Annotated in this window: 16 protein-coding genes and 1 pseudogene; 12 read left to right on the forward strand and 5 right to left on the reverse strand. The window is 63.4% G+C overall.

Translation table 11 applies throughout. From position 1 onward, the window contains the following. Positions 1–681 (reverse strand): annotated as a pseudogene (locus NKH70_RS05645) (transposase); the annotation flags it as partial. A gap of 38 nt (positions 682–719) precedes the next feature. On the opposite strand from NKH70_RS05645, the gene NKH70_RS05650 reads away from it, so the two are divergent. From NKH70_RS05650 to NKH70_RS05700, 11 genes are all read left to right on the forward strand, one after another. Then, positions 720–872, forward strand: coding sequence for a hypothetical protein (locus NKH70_RS05650; RefSeq protein ID WP_352911591.1), 153 nt, complete (start codon positions 720–722; stop codon positions 870–872). A 115-nt stretch (positions 873–987) separates the two neighbouring features. Further along, positions 988–1,776, forward strand: a complete 789-nt coding sequence (recO, locus tag NKH70_RS05655) for a DNA repair protein RecO (RefSeq protein WP_352911590.1) — start codon at positions 988–990, stop codon at positions 1,774–1,776. A 91-nt stretch (positions 1,777–1,867) separates the two neighbouring features. After that, on the forward strand, positions 1,868–2,050 hold the full coding sequence (locus NKH70_RS05660) for a PaaI family thioesterase (RefSeq protein ID WP_352911588.1): 183 nt from the start codon (positions 1,868–1,870) through the stop codon (positions 2,048–2,050). 84 nt (positions 2,051–2,134) lie between these two features. Further along, positions 2,135–4,834 (forward strand): DUF2339 domain-containing protein, encoded by a 2,700-nt coding sequence (locus tag NKH70_RS05665; RefSeq protein ID WP_353024944.1) that lies wholly within the window; start codon positions 2,135–2,137, stop codon positions 4,832–4,834. A 59-nt stretch (positions 4,835–4,893) separates the two neighbouring features. Then, a complete protein-coding gene (locus NKH70_RS05670; RefSeq protein ID WP_292658021.1) occupies positions 4,894–5,136 on the forward strand; it encodes a type II toxin-antitoxin system VapB family antitoxin in 243 nt (80 codons plus the stop codon). Next, the gene (locus NKH70_RS05675) at positions 5,136–5,552 is read left to right on the forward strand and encodes a type II toxin-antitoxin system VapC family toxin (RefSeq protein WP_352911583.1); all 417 of its coding nucleotides are present in this window, start codon (positions 5,136–5,138) and stop codon (positions 5,550–5,552) included. Before NKH70_RS05670 ends, NKH70_RS05675 begins: the two co-directional genes overlap by 1 nt. A gap of 166 nt (positions 5,553–5,718) precedes the next feature. Continuing rightward, on the forward strand, positions 5,719–6,231 hold the full coding sequence (locus NKH70_RS05680; RefSeq protein ID WP_292657948.1) for a sigma-70 family RNA polymerase sigma factor: 513 nt from the start codon (positions 5,719–5,721) through the stop codon (positions 6,229–6,231). A 2-nt stretch (positions 6,232–6,233) separates the two neighbouring features. Next, on the forward strand, positions 6,234–7,028 hold the full coding sequence (locus NKH70_RS05685; protein ID WP_352911580.1) for an anti-sigma factor family protein: 795 nt from the start codon (positions 6,234–6,236) through the stop codon (positions 7,026–7,028). Between the two features lie 209 nt (positions 7,029–7,237). Continuing rightward, positions 7,238–8,344 carry a peptidase C39 family protein gene (locus NKH70_RS05690; RefSeq protein ID WP_352911577.1) on the forward strand — a complete coding sequence of 369 codons (1,107 nt, stop codon included), beginning with the start codon at positions 7,238–7,240 and terminating at the stop codon, positions 8,342–8,344. Continuing rightward, positions 8,341–9,804, forward strand: coding sequence for a RimK family ATP-grasp domain-containing protein (locus tag NKH70_RS05695; RefSeq protein ID WP_023719872.1), 1,464 nt, complete (start codon positions 8,341–8,343; stop codon positions 9,802–9,804). Before NKH70_RS05690 ends, NKH70_RS05695 begins: the two co-directional genes overlap by 4 nt. 21 nt (positions 9,805–9,825) lie before the next feature. Continuing rightward, positions 9,826–10,098 carry a DUF3303 domain-containing protein gene (locus NKH70_RS05700; RefSeq protein ID WP_023719871.1) on the forward strand — a complete coding sequence of 91 codons (273 nt, stop codon included), beginning with the start codon at positions 9,826–9,828 and terminating at the stop codon, positions 10,096–10,098. A gap of 91 nt (positions 10,099–10,189) precedes the next feature. Here the strand turns inward: NKH70_RS05700 and NKH70_RS05705 are convergent, their stop codons facing one another. From NKH70_RS05705 to ygfZ, 3 genes are all read right to left on the reverse strand, one after another. Continuing rightward, a complete protein-coding gene (locus NKH70_RS05705) occupies positions 10,190–12,328 on the reverse strand; it encodes a putative bifunctional diguanylate cyclase/phosphodiesterase (protein ID WP_352911574.1) in 2,139 nt (712 codons plus the stop codon). A gap of 64 nt (positions 12,329–12,392) precedes the next feature. Beyond that, positions 12,393–13,025: an HD domain-containing protein gene (locus tag NKH70_RS05710; protein ID WP_352911572.1), complete on the reverse strand. Its 633-nt coding sequence runs from the start codon at positions 13,023–13,025 to the stop codon at positions 12,393–12,395. Next, positions 13,025–13,885, reverse strand: coding sequence for a CAF17-like 4Fe-4S cluster assembly/insertion protein YgfZ (gene ygfZ / locus NKH70_RS05715; protein WP_352911570.1), 861 nt, complete (start codon positions 13,883–13,885; stop codon positions 13,025–13,027). Before ygfZ ends, NKH70_RS05710 begins: the two co-directional genes overlap by 1 nt. Before the next feature lie 83 nt (positions 13,886–13,968). Here ygfZ and NKH70_RS05720 point away from each other — a divergent pair, with 83 nt between their 5' ends. After that, on the forward strand, positions 13,969–15,300 hold the full coding sequence (locus NKH70_RS05720) for a dihydroorotase (RefSeq protein ID WP_352911569.1): 1,332 nt from the start codon (positions 13,969–13,971) through the stop codon (positions 15,298–15,300). A 34-nt stretch (positions 15,301–15,334) separates the two neighbouring features. Here the strand turns inward: NKH70_RS05720 and NKH70_RS05725 are convergent, their stop codons facing one another. Beyond that, positions 15,335–16,138 carry a hypothetical protein gene (locus NKH70_RS05725; protein WP_353024946.1) on the reverse strand — a complete coding sequence of 268 codons (804 nt, stop codon included), beginning with the start codon at positions 16,136–16,138 and terminating at the stop codon, positions 15,335–15,337. Positions 16,139–16,152: the final 14 nt, after the last annotated feature.

Consider the following 16,152-nt stretch of genomic DNA (forward strand, 5'->3'; position numbering starts at 1 on the left):
GTCGACGATGTTGAGGACGCGGAAGCGCCGGCCGCAGGCGAACTGATCATGGACGAAATCCAGCGACCAGCGCGCGTTCGGCTTCGCCTGAACCAGGATCGGTGCCCGCGTTCCTACCGCTCGGCGCCTGGAGCGTCGCTTGCGCACGGCCAGTCCTTCTTCGCGGTATAGCCGGTAGATGCGGTTGATACCCGATGCCTCGCCTTCGCGCCAGAATGAACAGCCGCCGATAGCCGAAGCGCCGGCGCTCGTTGGCCAGGTCGCGTAGCCGGCCGCGCAGTGCCGCCTCTGGCGCTCGGCGAGACTGGTAGCGGATCATCTTACGATCGGCGTCGACGAAGGAACAGGCCCGACGCTCCGACAGGCCCATCGTGGCCTGCAGATGCGCGACGGCTTCGCGCTTGGCGGCGGGCCCTACCATTTTTTTGACAGAAGCTCGCGCAGTGCCGAGGCTTCCAGCATCTGGTCGGCGAGCAGCTTCTTCAGCTTCGCGTTCTCGTCTTCCAAGGCCTTCAGCCGTTTGGCATCGGAGACGTCCATCCCGCCATACTTCGCCTTCCAGTTATACAGCGTCGCCTCGGAGATCCCATGCTTGCGCGCCAGGTCGCCCGCCTTCGCCCCCGCTTCGTGCTCACGCAGAACCGCGATGATCTGCTCTTCCGTAAACCGCTTTCTCTTCATCAGTCCGTCCTTCAATCGAGGCCGGACTCTAATCTCAGATGGAGGAAATTACCCGTGGCAGGTCAAAAGGTCTCAAGATCACAGCCGAAGTCGACTACTTGCATCTTGGTGAAGATTCCGTCACGAATTTCACCAATGCCGACAAGGAAAACAGCATCGGCGGCATCCTCCGCTTCCAGCGCTCGTTCTGATCAAACGACGATCTCGCAAGGACGGCCCGTAGCGATACGCTACGGGCCGTTTCGGTTTGCAGCGGATAGGTCGCTCATCTTGATTTCGCCATCCAACCGGTGACAAGCTCTCGTCATGGAATGGCGAGACGAGGGAATCATTCTCGGCACCCGCAAGCATGGCGAAACCAGCGCCATTCTCGAGGTGATGACACGTGCGCATGGCCGCCATCTCGGTCTCGTGCGCGGCGGCCGTTCGCGCAAACAGCAGCCTGTCTTGCAGCCCGGCAATCGCGTCGACCTGTTGTGGCGGGCGCGGCTCGACGAGCATCTCGGCACCTTCCAGGTCGAGGCCATCGAGATGAACGCCGCCCGGCTGATGGACAGCGCCGTTGCCGTCTACGGCCTGCAGACGATGGCCGCGCATTTGCGTCTTCTGCCTGAGCGCGACGCCCATGGCGGCCTTTACGAGACGCTTGCGGTGATGATCGCTCATCTCGGCGATGCCGATGCCGCCGGCGAGCTGGTGGCCCGCTTCGAGCTGCTGGTCCTCGACGAACTCGGCTTCGGCCTCGATCTCAGCCAGTGTGCGGCGACCGGCACGAGGCAGGATCTTGCCTATGTCTCGCCGAAATCCGGCCGCGCCGTGTCGCGGGCGGCGGGCGCGCCGTGGCGCGACAAGATGCTGGCGCTGCCTGCCTTCCTGCAGCGCGGCTCCGGGCTGCGCGCCGATCCGGCGGCGATCGAGGACGCCTTCCGGCTGACCGGCTTCTTTTTGACCCGCCATGTCTACGAGCCGCGCGGCATCGAGCCTCCCGGCGCCCGCGCCGGGTTTCTCGCTGCCTTGCGCAGGCATCATCCACCCGGCCTTGAATCCGGCAAGGCAAGCGCCGGGGAAGCCGCCACCGGGGAAACCACCAGATGAGCGAAGTTGAACCTGATCCAGGCAACGTTTCGCCGCTCGGCCTTGGCACCATTCCGCAGGTGGGCGAGGCCTATGCCACGGCCGAGTTCAAGTGAATTTGACGCGGCCGATCACGCCAAGGACGGGCGAGGTGGTGTGCGAGGGCAAAGTGGTGCACAAGGGCCGCACGCTGGCGGTTTCGGAAGCGGCGCTGAAGGACGCGAATGGCAAGCTGCTGGCTTTCGGCACCGAAACATGCTCGATCTTTCCGGCGGCCAATCTGGCGGCACGTTGAATGGACCGGCCGTTTGGCCGCCGCATTTGAATGTCACTGAACATTGAATGTCAGTGACAACTGGCCTGGTTTGGGGGAACCGCCATGTTTGAAAGCCTGATTGGCCTCGTCGCCATCATCGCGCTGTTCGTCATCATTTCACGCCAGCAGAGCCGCATCGGCCTGATCGAGCGCGAGCTTGGCGCCTTGCGCAGCCTTGTGCTTTCAGGCGCGCCTGTGCTGCCGCCGCAAGCCAAGGAACCGGCTGCAAACGACAGCAAACCGGCGGACGGCGCAATCCCGCCGGCGGCCGCAGCCGACATGGCCGCATCGCCAGGGACCGCAGCGGTCGTGTCAGCCACAGAGGCCGATGCCGATACGACGGCGCCGTCCGCACCGGAGTCGGCGCAACCGGCGGCAGCGGCGAAAGCCGCCCGCCAATCCGACGTCGAAACGGCGCTCGGTACCCGCTGGGCGGTATGGGTTGGCGGCATCGCGCTGGCGCTGGGCGGCCTGTTCCTGATCCGCTACACCATCGAGGCCGGCATTTTCGGGCCACGCGTGCGGCTTGCCATGGCGGCGGCACTCGGGCTGGTGCTGGTCGCCGGCGGCGAGTTCATCCGGCGCACCGGCTTCAGGGTGCCGGTGCAAGGTGCCGCCGGTGCCTATATCCCGGCGATCCTGACGGCGGCCGGCGCCTTCATCCTGTTCGGTACCGTCTACGCCGCGTACAGCATTTACGGCTTCATCGGCCCGACTCTCGCTTTCACGCTGCTCGGCGCCATCGGCGTGGCGACGATCGCGGCAAGCCTGGTCCACGGTCAGGCGCTGGCCGGCGTCGGCCTGCTCGGTGCCATGGTGACGCCGCTGCCGGTCGCCTCGCAGGCGCCCAACCCGTGGGCGCTGTTTGGCTATCTGGCGATCGTGCTCGCCGCCACCGGCGTCATCGCCCGCATCCGCGACTGGAGGCTTTTGATGGCCGCAGCCTTCGTCGCCACGGGCATCTGGACCATCTTCTACATGACCGACGCGCCGGGGGCGAAGCTTTCCGTCATCCTCTTTATCGACGTGGTGACACTGGCCGTGCTCGCCTTCGTCTGGCTCGGCCGTCGCGGCGAAGCGGTCGCCGGCAGCGGCTTCGATTGGCCGTCGATCGCGCCGGGCTTCTTCGTCGCTCTTTCAGCGCTGGCCCTGTTCGTCGATCCGGTCTTTGCCGCCGCCGGCGATGCCTTGCAGGGCGCAGCCCTTGTCGCAGCCCTGGTGGCGGTGGCGCTCTATCGGCCGCGGGCGCTGGCACTGCTGCACGCCGCCGGGCTGGCGACGGTGCTGGTCTATCTCGGCATCATTCCGCCGACCACGGTCGCCGTCGATTCTTCGGGCGGCGCTCTCGGTGTCGATGGCGTGCCGGTTGTGGCGTCCGATGCCTTGATGCTCAGGATCGGCATCGCGCTGGGCCTGGTCTTCATCGGCGCCGGCTTTTGGGCGGCGCGCCGTTTTGCGGCCCCTGGCTGGCTGCGCGCCGCCGCATGGGCGGCCTGGAGCGCTGTCGCGCCACTGGTCATCCTGCTGGCGCTCTGGTCTACCTTCGGCAATCTCGACCGTGACCTTGCTTATGCGGCGGTCGCAGCCGTTTTGGTCGGAGTCTTCGTCGCCGGCGGCGAGTGGATAGCGCGCGGCGAAGCGCCGCCGCTAACCGGCGGCGCTGCCGTCTCCTTCGCGCTCGGCGGGGCGGCGGTTGCCGGCCTGCTAATGCTGCACATGGCCTTTGGTTCGGGCTGGACAACCATCTTGCTCGGAGCAGCCGCCGTCGTGCCGGCGCTGGCAACGCGCTGGCGTAGCTATCCGGTGCTTGGCTGGATTTCGGTTGGTGCGGTGATTGCAGTGCTCGGCCGCGTCGCCTTCGACCCGACCATCGTCGGTGCCGAGTTCCTGTCGAAGACGCCGGTGTTCAACTGGCTGCTGCTTGGATATGGCGTGCCGGCGCTCGCCTTCGGCTTTGCCGCCTGGCAACTCGCCCGCACCACCAATGGCCGGCCGCGCCTCGCCATGGAGGCCGGCGCCGCGCTGTTTTGCCTGCTCACCGTCGCCATGCTGGTGCGCCATGTCATGCATGGCGGCGTCATCGATACGGCTGCTGCGACGCTTGCCGAACAGGCGATCTACACGCTGATCGCCATCGGTGCGGGTGCCATCCTGGTCGCCATAGACATGCGCTCGCCAAGTTCGGTGCTGCGCTACGGCTCGATTGCAGCGGGCGTGGTCTCGGTCGCTTTCATCGTCCTCCAGCATTTTCTGGCGCTGAACCCGTTGCTGACGGATGAATCGACCGGCAGCATTCCGGTGTTCAACCTTCTGTTCCTCGCCTACCTCTTGCCGGCGGTTGCGGCAGGCGCACTGGCACTCTATGCCCGTGACAAGCGGCCGCAATGGTATGCGGCGATGCTGGCGGTGGTGGCGGCGGTGCTCGCTTTTGCCTATGCCACGCTGTCGGTCAGGCGCCTGTTCAAGGGCGAGTTCATCGGGCTTTGGAGCGGTCTCGGCCAGCTCGAGACTTATACTTATTCGGCACTGTGGCTGGTCATCGGCGTGGTGCTGCTCACCGCCGGTGTCTGGCTGAAGTCGCAGGTGCTGCGCATAGCGTCGGCGGCGCTGATCTCGGTCGCCGTGCTCAAAGTCTTCATCTTCGACATGTCCGAACTGGAAGGCGTGTTGCGGGCGCTGTCCTTCATCGGCCTCGGCGCGGTGCTCATCGGCATCGGCTTGTTCTATCAGCGTCTGCTGACAAGAGCAGCGAAAGGGACGTGAGGTCAAGTTGCATGAATATTCAAGATGGAATATATGAATATTCCAAAGGAGATATTCAGTTGCCTCTCTATATCCGCGACGACGAGGTGGATGCGCTGGCCGCAAAACTGCAGCGTGAGACCAACGCCCCGAGCAAGACGGAAGCAGTGCGGACCGCGCTTTTGCACGAGCTCGAGCGCAACCGCGCCCGCAAGCCCCTGCGCGACAGAATTGCGGCGCTACAGGCCAGGTATGCTGCGTTGGGGCCGCCCGATCCCAACTTCGACATGAAGGCGTTCACCGACGAGATGTGGGAAGATTGATGTTCGTCGATGCGTCGGTCATCGTCGCCATTCTCGCCAAGGAACCGGGTTGGGCGGAATTGCTCAAGCGAATCTCTGGTGCCGGCAGTCCGCTGCATATTTCCGCGCTTGTTCGGCTCGAGGCGACACTTACCCTTGGACGCATAAACGCCGTTTCCAAAAAGCCGACGCCCGAATTGCTGGCCGTGGCGCGCGATCTAGTCGATTCGTTCATTGTCGAAATCAGTGCCCGCAATGTACCTATCGACGAGGACATCGGCGCGCGCGCTATCGACGCGAGCATCCGCTACGGCAAGGCGGTCGGTCATCCGGCCGATCTCAATTTTGGCGATTGCTTCGCCTACGCCTGCGCAAAGGCCCTAGATCTTCCGTTGCTCTACAAGGGCGACGATTTTCTTCAGACGGATCTGGCGTAACCGGCGTTTTGACAATCGGATGCAAGCCGGGAATAAACCTGCCTTGGGCGGCGTTATTCCAGTTGCTTGGGTGACCGGGGCGGCGGACCGCTTCGCGCTGGCCGCTTGCGCCGCGCTGCAAAGGCGCGTTCAATCACCACGGACAGGGGCCCCAGAACCAGCGGTCATGGACGAAAAGAAGGCAGCAATCCTTGGAGAAATACCGCGTCTGCGCCGCTATGCACGCTCGCTGTTGCGCGACCGCGATTCCGCCGACGATCTCGTCCAGGACTGTCTCGAGCGGGCGCTTGTGCGGCTCGACAATTGGCAGACAGGAGAAAGCCCCAGGAGGTGGCTGTTTACGATCATGCACCATTTGTTCATCGACCAGATGCGCAAGGTGAACCGGCGCGGCGAGGCGGCGATGCTGCCGCTCGAGGCAAGCGAGGCGCAGGCAGCACCCGCCGAGCAGGTCGAGAGCATCGCCTCGCGCGAGATCGTCGACGCGCTGCAGGCGATCAGCCCTGACCGGCGCGCGGCACTTGTGATGGTCGCCATCGAAGGGTTTTCCTATGCCGAAGCCGCCAACATCCTTGGGGTTCCCGCCGGCACCTTGATGTCCCGCATCGCGCGCGGGCGTGAGGAACTGCGCGCGCTGCTGGATGATACCGCGCGCCGCCGCTCGATAAGGATCGTCTAGAAATGAGCCGGCGCGATTTCTCCGAACGCGACATCCACATGGCTCTCGATGGCGAGTTGCCGGGCGACGAGCGGACGGCCTATGAGGCATGGCTCGAGGCCAATGCCGAGATGAAGGCCAAGAGCGCACGCTACGCCGCCGACCGGGCAGCGTTGCGCGCAGCCTTTAACGGCGTGCTGGACGAACCCGTCCCGGTGCGGCTGAGCAAGGTGGTGCTTGGCGAGGCGCCGGTGGTCAGAGCGGCGGCGTCGCGCTCGCGTTGGTGGCTTGCGGCCGCCGCTGCCGCCATCCTGGTGATTGGCGGCACTGGCGGCTACCTTGCCGGCATCGGCCGCCTCGGCCTGGAAAACACGGCCGAAGACCAGCTTGCCGAAGAGGCGATCGCCGCCCATGTCATCTATGCCGCCGAAAAGCGGCATGCGGTGGAAGTGCCGGCAAGCGACAAGGATCATTTGCAGAGCTGGTTGTCGAACCAGGTGGGTTTGAAGCTCGTCGCGCCGGATCTGGCGGCGCAGGGATTCCAACTGGTCGGTGGCCGGCTGCTGCCTGCCGGCCAGGGCAAGGCCGCGATGCTGCTTTACGAGGACGACAAAGGGGAGCGCATATCGCTCTTCGTCACCGCCGAATCGGCGGCCAAGGCCAAGGGCACTTATGGGTCGGAGGAAGATGGTCCTGCGGCTGTCTACTGGCTGGACAAGGGTTATGGCTGCGCCGTCGTCGGCTCGCTGCCGCGCGAGCGGCTGGCCGCGGTGGCCAAGAGCGCCTATGGCCAGCTTCTGGCGGGCTTGGAAAGCTGAGCAGGCGCTTGTTTTTCCGGAGCCGCGCCGATGCCGAAACACGAAGGTCGTTCAAAGCCTTTCCGCGGACCTGCCTGCCGTCAAAACTGTCACAATTCGGCCCTAATCGAGGTGCGATAGCGCTTGCTGAATACTGGCACTTCGGCTGGTGTGACCGATGTTTAGACTAGGGCCGTTTCCACAACCCAATCGAGGTTTTCTGAGCCCGCATGCCTGCCGAGATTCGCAAGGCCCGCGCGTCCGACGTCGATGACCTCGCCGCCATCGAAAAAGCCGTTTTCTCGAGCGATCGCATTTCTCGCCGTTCCTTTCGCCAACTGATCGAACGCGACACCGCCGAACTGCTGGTTGGCGAAAGCGATGGCCGTGTCGCCGGCTATGCAGTCGTACTGTTTCGCAAGGGCAGCGGCGTCGCGCGGCTTTATTCGATCGCCGTCGGTCCATTTTTCGGCGGCCGTGGCGTTGGCCGGCTGCTGCTGGAAGAGGCCGAAGCCGCCGCTTTCGTGCACGGCCGCATGATGCTTCGTTTGGAAGTCCGCGAGGACAACCCGCGCGCGATCCAGATCTACGAGCAGAGCGGCTACCGCAAGATCGGCCGCGAACCGGACTATTACGAGGATGGCGCCACGGCGCTGCGCTACGAAAAGACCTTGCGCGGCGACATTCCGGTCGCCACCGAAGTGCCGTTTTATCAGCAGACTTGCGAGTTCACCTGCGGACCATGCTGCCTGATGATGGCGATGGCTTACTTCGGCCCCGGATTCGTGCCGGACCCGGTGATGGAAATCCGGCTGTGGCGTGAGGCGACGACCGTTTTCATGATGTCGGGGCCGGGCGGCTGCGAACCGTTCGGGCTGGCCGTCGCCGGCTATGAGAGCGGGCTTGCTGCTGAGATCTATGTCTCCTTCTACGGCGCGCTGTTCCTGCAGTCGGTGCGCAGCGAGGACAAGCGCCGGGTCATGGAGCTGGCGCAGGTCGACTTTCGCCGCCGCGCGGAACTTTACCGCATCCCGGTGAATTACCGTTCATTCGGGCTTGACGACATTCGCACCGCGATCGCAGAGGGAAAACTGGTACTGGTCCTGATCAGCGGCTTCCTGATGTTCGGCAAGAAGGTTCCGCACTGGGTATTGGCCATCGGTGACGATGGCGATCATATCCTGATCCACGACCCCTGGGTCGAGGACGAGCGGCAGGAGACGATCCTCGATGCTGCCAACATTCCCGTGCCTTACGGCATCTTCATGAACATGGCGCAATTCGGCCGCGACGGATTGCGCGCCGCCATCACTCTCGGAAAGCGCGACAGCCAATGACCTGGGTCATCCTTACCGGCAGGCAGAACGATCTCGACCAGGTGGCGACGCCGCACAAGATCATCACCAATCGCGACTACCTTGCCCATCCGGCACTGTTTCGCGGTCAGCGGCCGAAGGTCATCAACCTGTCGAACAATTACGGCTACCAGAGCCGCGGCTATTACGCTTCGCTGCTCGCAGGTTCGCGTGGCCACAAGGTCATCCCGACTGTCGAGACGATGATCGATCTGTCGGAGCGCAAGCTCTACGAGCACGCGTTGCCGGAACTCGAACTCGCACTCAACAAGTGCCGCAAGGACCTGGGCGGCGCTTTCCCGCAGAAGGTCTGCATCTTCTTCGGCATCGGACCGTCCAGGATATGGGATCGCTTCGCCAAACTGCTGTTCGACTGGTTCCGTGCCCCGGCGCTCGAGGTCCACATCAGGGACAGCGCCGAATGGGCCTCGATCCGCAAGATCGGCTTCCATCCCCTGGCCAGGATGACCGAGGACGAGGAAACGCACTTTCTCCAGTGCCTGGAGACCTACACCAACCGCGAGTGGCGCGACACCAAGGGCCGCACGCCGGCGCGCTACACTTTCGCCACGCTGGTCGATCCGCATGAGGAACTGCCGCCGTCGGAGATTTCGTCGCTGCGCCACTGGGCAAAGATCGCCGAAAAGATGGGCGTCGAAATCGAGCCGATCACCAAGCGGGATCTGGCCAAACTCGCCAACTACGACGCGCTGTTCATCCGCGAGACCACCTCGATCTCCAACCACACCTACCGCTTTGCCCGCCGCGCCCAGCAGGAAGGCATGCCGGTCATCGACGATCCGCTGTCGATGATCCGCTGCACCAACAAGGTCTATCTCAACGAGCTGATGACCTACAACAAGGTACCGGTGCCGCCGACGGTGATGATTGCCGGCATCTCGGATCTGGAAGTTGCGGCGCAGACGCTGGGCTTCCCCCTGGTGCTGAAGATCCCGGACTCCTCGTTTTCGCGCGGCGTCAAGAAATGCGGCACCTTCGAAGAGTTGAAGACGCTCGCAACCGAATGGCTGGAGGATTCCGACCTCCTGATCGCGCAAAAATTCATTCCGACGGAATATGATTGGCGCGTCGGTGTCCTCGGCGGCCAACCTTTGTTTGCCGTCCATTATCTGATGGCCAAGAAACATTGGCAGATCGTCAATCATAAGGCCAACGGCAAGCCCGACCAGGGCGGCATCAAGACCTTCACCCTGAAGGAAGCGCCGGCCCACGTCGTCGAGACGGCGGTCAGTGCGGCGCGCTGCATTGGCGACGGCCTCTACGGCGTCGACCTCAAAGAAACCAGGGACGGCGTCTTCGTCATCGAGGTCAACGATAACCCCAACCTCGACCACGGCTGGGAAGACTCCGGCGAAAAAGACGAGGTCTGGGTGCGGCTGACGCAGTGGTTCCTGGAGCGGTTGGACCGGCCGGGCCGATGACATCCGAATTGAGGGGAAAAGATGCTGTTCTTCGTAACCGAGGATTTTCGCGGCTGCGACCGTAAGGAGATCTACCGCCGTTTCCGCGACCAGGGCCGCCTGAAGCCGGACGCGCTTCTCGTGCACCACAGCTGGATCGCAGCGGATATGAGCCGCTGCTTCCTGCTGGTGGAGGCCGATGACGTCACGCTCCTGCAGCGGTGGGTCATCGAATGGGCGGATCTGGTCGAATTCGAGATCGTTCCCGTGGCGACGAACAAGGATATGGTGGAGGCATTGAGCGGACATCTCTGACCCGCGCGCGCTTCGACGAGATATATCCAGACATTGTATTGATAGCAGATCTCCAGGCTGAGCCGATGACTGGCTCGCCCGGCTGTCGCACTTAGCCAGACTGCCTGATCGTCGCGCTCGACTTCAGCAGCCGATTAATGTCCGACGCTTTTGACGGCACCCCGATCAAATAGCCCTGGGCCTCGACGCAGCCCTCCTTTTTCAGGAATTCAAACTGCGCTTCGGTCTCGACACCTTCGGCGGTGACGGTGATGCCCAGCTGTGCGCCAAGCCCGATGATGGTGCGCACGATAGCCGCGGTATCGCGGCTGTCGATATCGCTGATGAAGGAACGATCGATCTTGATCTTGTCGACGGGAAAGCGCCTGAGGTAGCCCAGCGAGGAATAGCCGGTGCCGAAATCGTCCAGCGCGATGCGGACACCCAGATCGCGTAGCTGCCTGAGTGTCTTGAGCACCAGATCGCTCTCGTCCATCAGCACCGTTTCGGTGATTTCCAGTTCAAGCCGGTTGGCCGGCACGCCCGAGAACGCCAGTGCCGAAATGACGCTGCGGGCAAAGGTACCGCTTTTGATCTGCACGGCGGAGACATTGACTGCGATGCGCCAAAGCGCCCAGCCTGCCGCGGTCGTGCAGGCTTTTCGCAGCGCCCATTCTCCAAGCGGCACGATCAGCCCAGTCTCCTCGGCGGCCGGAATGAAGTCGTCCGGCCGCACCAGGCCGCGCACCGGCGAACGCCAGCGCATCAAGGCTTCGGCGCCGACGATTTCGCCGGAGGCGATGTTCATGATCGGCTGGAAATCCAGCTCGAATTCGCGGCGCGACAGCGCTGCCCTGAGATCGATTTCGAACGCCCGGCGTGCCCGCACCATCGCGTCCATGGCTGGTTCGAAGAAGCGGTAGAGGTTGCGCCCTTCGCTCTTTGCCCGATAGAGCGCCATATCCGCGTTTTTCAGCAACGTGTCGGCGTCCTTGCCGTCATTCGGAAACAGCGCGATGCCGAGACTGATGCCGACGCGCATGTCGTGTCTTTTGTCGCGAAACGGCTTTCCAATGATCTCGACGATGCGTTTGGCCAGCTTTTCCGCGTCGCCCGGGCTTTTGAGATTGAACTGGATGATGACGAATTCGTCGCCGCCGAAGCGGGAGACAACGTCCGTTTCATTGCGCAGGCACCGTTGCAGCCGTTCGGCCACGCATTTCAGCAGCCAGTCGCCGGCGGGGTGTCCCCAACTATCATTGACTGCCTTGAAGTGATCGAGGTCGAGCGAGAATATCGCCAGCGATCCGTCTGTCGTCTCGCTGAGGGCTTGGTCCAGCCGTTCGCGAAGCATCGAGCGATTGGGCAGGTTGGTCAGTGTGTCGTGGTGCGCAAGATGGGTCATGCGCTCTTCCACACGCCTGCGCTCGGTGACGTCGTCGAACGTCGCGACCCAGCCGCCGCCGCTCATCGGGCGGCGCGCAACCAGCAGTGTTCTGCCGTCAGCGAGATGGCGATGCGTTACGTGTGTTTTCCCCGCCCGCAGGCAGGCTTCGATTTGCGAGATTTCGCTGTCGGGGTCGAGCTTTGTATAAATGCCCAGTTCCAGCAGCCGCTTGAACGCATCATGGTGACTCATGCCAAGCGGGAAGTCGGCCGGCCTGACATGATAAAGTTCCAGGAAACGTTCGTTGCGCACGATCAGCTTGCCGTCCGCATCGTACATCAAAAGGCCTTGCGACATGTTGGCAAGTGCCGCGTCGAAACGGCGGTGCTGCTCCTTCAACTCCTGCTCGGCGCGCCGTTGCTCGGTGATGTCCTCGTAGATCGAGACCCAACCACCTGACGCCAGCGGCCGGTGCGAAATGTTGACGATGCGCCCGTCTGCAAGCGATTCCTCATAGGTGGAAGGTTTTGCCTGGTCGATATAGGGCTTGCGGATCGCATAGAGTTGCTCAGCGCTTTGCGAGGCGATGCCGATATCCACGCTGTGCTGGAGGATGTCGAAAAACCGGATGCCGGGTCGCACCACTTCGGCGTCGAGGCGAAAGACGCTGATGTAGTTCCTGTTGCAGATGATCATCCGTTCATCGGCATCGAACATGCACAGGCCATGTGACATGTTCTCGACCGCTGCCGAAAAACGCTCGTTCTGTTCGCGCAGCTCGTCGTCGATCTGTCGCGGCAGACCAACGCCTTTGGCCCTCCGTCGGCGGACGGATGAACCAGCCTTGATACCGGCAACGGGCATGAGGCAAGCCTATGGACCATGGTTAACCACGGCACTGTTGTCCCTGCCGGTTAATTTACCGTTTTCAGCCGGCTGGAACGGCAGTCTGGCGTCGCGACTTTTCGATCGCCGCAAAGCGTTTGAGAAAGGCATTCTGCGCCCAAGTCACCGAGCGCGGCGTCACGTCGAAGCGCTCGGCATTGAAGCCGCGCGGCCTGCCGAAGAACTCCGTCGCCTCTGCCGTCGAAAAACCAGCAAGCAGCGTTGCTTCGAAATAAGCGGCGATCTGATCCGCTCGCTTGATCTCCTTGCGCAGTCCCGCGTCGAGCTCGGCCGGCAGTGAAAAGCGCAGATGGATGGCGCGCTGCAGCCTGATCTCGCAATCCCTGTAGCTGCCGCCCATCACGGATTTGAACGGCGAGATCATGTCGCCTATGACATATTCCGGCGCGTCGTGCAGCAGCGCCGCCAACCGCATATCGGCGTCGGCATCCGGCATCAGCTCACCGACAAGCGTTTCGACCAGCAGTGAATGCTGGGCGACCGAAAAGGCGTGGTCGCCTCTGGTCTGGCCGTTCCAGCGTGCGACGCGGGCAAGGCCATGGGCAATATCGGAGATCTCGATGTCGAGCGGCGAGGGGTCGAGCAGATCGAGCCGTCGCCCGGACAGCATGCGCTGCCAGGCGCGCGGCGGCGCCCCGACGCGATCGGCCGCCATCAGGCGTCCTCCGCGCCGACGGCTTCGTGCGGAAAGCTGAATTTCGCCCAGGACGGGATGGCGAGCGACACGGCGACGTCGTCAGCCAGGATCGGCAGGCCGGCGTCGAGTGCTGCCTTGACCCGGTCGATGCGGGTAATGGCAAGGCCTGTCGTGCCGGCGGTCGAGCCAAGCGTGCCGACCGGTCGCCCCTCCACCGTCAACTCTGCGCCCGAGGCGGGCAGGGAGCGTTCAGCCGAGACGATCAACACCCGGCGCCTGGCAGTGCCGCGATGCTGCATACGCGAGACGACCTCCTGGCCGACATAGCAGCCCTTCTTGAAGCCGACGCCGCCGATCTCGTCGAGCAGCACGTCATGCGGAAACGCATCGCCGAGCTGGTAGTCCGCGCCGCTTTCGGCAATGCCATGGGCAATGCGAACGGCTTGCCATGCGGCAAGGTCGCCTCCTTCTGCGGTGCCATCATAGAAGCGCTTGACGATAGCATCGACGAACCGCGCATCCGCAAACGGCGCTGCTTCAAATTGCGAGGCGGTTGAATCGCTTTCCCATAGAACGGTCACAACCGGCTGATCCAGCTTGGCAATTTGGACTTTGGCGCGCAACTTGTAGAGCGTCAGCCGGCGCATGAAATCGTCAGCGGTCTCGGCACGGCACTCAAGGCGGAAAGCATTTTCGCCGGCGCGCGAGATCAGGAAGTCAAAAAGGATCTTGCCTTGCGGCGTCAGCAGCGCGCCGGGCTTTGCTTCGCTGCTACCGAGCGCGTCGAGGTCGGTGGTCAGGATGTTCTGCAAAAAGTGCTCGGCATCCGGCCCCGACACGGAAACGAGTGCGCGATCTCTGAGCGAGGCAAAGGGCATGGTGGGAAAACGAGCCTGAGCTTGCAAAACTATCGGCCATTACGTAAGCCGCTGGCACTTCCCCCGCAAGAGACCGGATCCGCATGGCCCCCATCTACGATCTCATCCTGACAGGCGGCATCGTGGTCAACCATGACGGCGAGGGTTTTCGCGACGTTGGCATCAATGGTGGGCGCATCGCTGCCATCGGCGACCTTCGCCAGGCGTCGGCGGGCGAGACGATCGACTGCCGCGGGCTGCACATCCTGCCGGGCATCGTCGACAGCCAGGTGCATTTCCGTGAGCCGGGCCTGGAGCACAAGGAAGATCTGGAGACAGGCTCGCGGGCAGCGGTGCTCGGCGGCGTCACCGCCGTCTTCGAGATGCCGAACACCAATCCGCTGACCACCAGCGAGGCAACCCTTGCCGACAAGGTGCGGCGTGCCACCGGCCGCATGCATTGCGACTTTGCCTTCTGGGTCGGCGGCACCCGCGACAATGCGAACGACGCCGGCGATCTCGAGCGGCTGCCGGGTGCGGCCGGCATAAAAGTGTTCATGGGCTCGTCCACCGGCGACCTGCTCGTCGAGGACGATGAAGGCGTTGCCTCGATCCTGAGGAACACACGCCGCCGCGCCGCCTTTCACTCTGAGGACGAGTTCCGGCTGCGCGAGCGGCTTGGCGAGCGCACCGCGGGCGATCCGTCCTCACATCCGGTGTGGCGCGACGAGATCGCTGCGTTGCGCTGCACGGAGCGCCTTGTGCGCATCGCGCGCCAGGTCCGCGCCCGGATCCATGTGCTGCACATCTCGACCGCCGAGGAGATAGGCTTCCTCGAACAGCACAAGGATGTCGCGACCTGCGAGGCGACGCCGCATCATCTGACGCTGAGCGCCGATGATTATGCGCAGTTGGGCACCCTGATCCAGATGAACCCGCCGGTACGCGCCACGCGCCATCGCGACGGGGTTTGGCAGGGCATTGCGCAGGGCGTTGTCGACGTGCTCGGCTCCGACCATGCGCCGCACACGCTGGCCGAGAAGGCGAAACCTTATCCGGCGTCGCCGTCCGGCATGACCGGCGTGCAGACCCTGGTGCCGATCATGCTGGACCATGTCAACGCCGGCCGGCTCACCTTGCAGCGCTTTGTCGACCTGACCAGCCATGGCCCGCAACGCATCTTCGGCATCGCCAGGAAAGGCCGAATTGCCGCCGGCTACGATGCCGATTTCACCATTGTCGATCTGAAGCGCCACGAGACCATCGCCAACGCCCAGCAAGGTTCCAAGGCCGGCTGGACGCCTTATGACGGCAGGCAGGTGACCGGCTGGCCGGTCGGCACTATCGTTCGGGGCCGGCGCGTGATGTGGGAAGGCGAGATTGCCACGCCAGGCCAAGGCAGGGCGGTGGAGTTTTCCGAGGCGTTGGCGCGCTAGGCTCTCTGCCTCGATAAGGGCCAGGCTAGACCACTCAATCCCCGGCGACGAAGAACGTCCATTGCCCGGTCGGCGTGATGCCGACTCGGTAGAAGATGTAGGCACCGAACTGCTTCATGTTGTCAAAGTCGCTGGCGGTGACGATCTTGAACAACTCGACCCGCTGCCTGGCATCGAGCTTGTCCAGCGGCAGGGCGAAAAAATACGGCCAGACGTACAGATCCTGCGGAGTGCCTGCATCGACGTGGACATAGCCGGCATTGAGCACCTCTTCCAGGATGGCGAGGATTTCCTGGCCTTCCGTGTCGCCCGAAAGGCCTTTCAGGAAGGCGATCGGGTCGCCCTCCATGTCGCCCAGCGACAATTGGGTCATCATGTCGCCCGTGCCGATCAGCGGCCGCAGTCTTTCGATGTCGCCGCTCTTGCACGCCTCGACGATCAGATCGTGCATGCGCCTGACCGGTTCTGGCAACTTGGCAAGGTCGTAGACGACTTCGGGCACAGGCGCGTCCGGATCGACATGCGGATTGGCCATCCCGCCATCGTCCGCTGGCCCTTTCGGCTCGGTTTGCTCTGGCTCGTCGGACGGAGTCGGCTGGCTGGCTGCAGGTGGCGTCGTGCCGAGCGGGCCGGGCATCGGCACGGTACTTCCGGGCGGCGACATGTCGCCGTCGGGCGGCGGTGTGACCGGCGAAGGCAGGTCTTCGCGCTTGATCTCGCTGAGGGCGTGAGCGGGACTACTCGCAAGAAACAGTGCAAGGGGAATCGTGGCGCAGGAAGCAGTAAGCCAAATGCTGAGGACCAGGCCGCGCGGCTTGCCTGATATCGAAAAATTCACCGCCTGCAACTCCC

The organism is Mesorhizobium sp. M0991, from assembly GCF_040318915.1.
Taxonomy (GTDB): Bacteria; Pseudomonadota; Alphaproteobacteria; order Rhizobiales; family Rhizobiaceae; genus Mesorhizobium.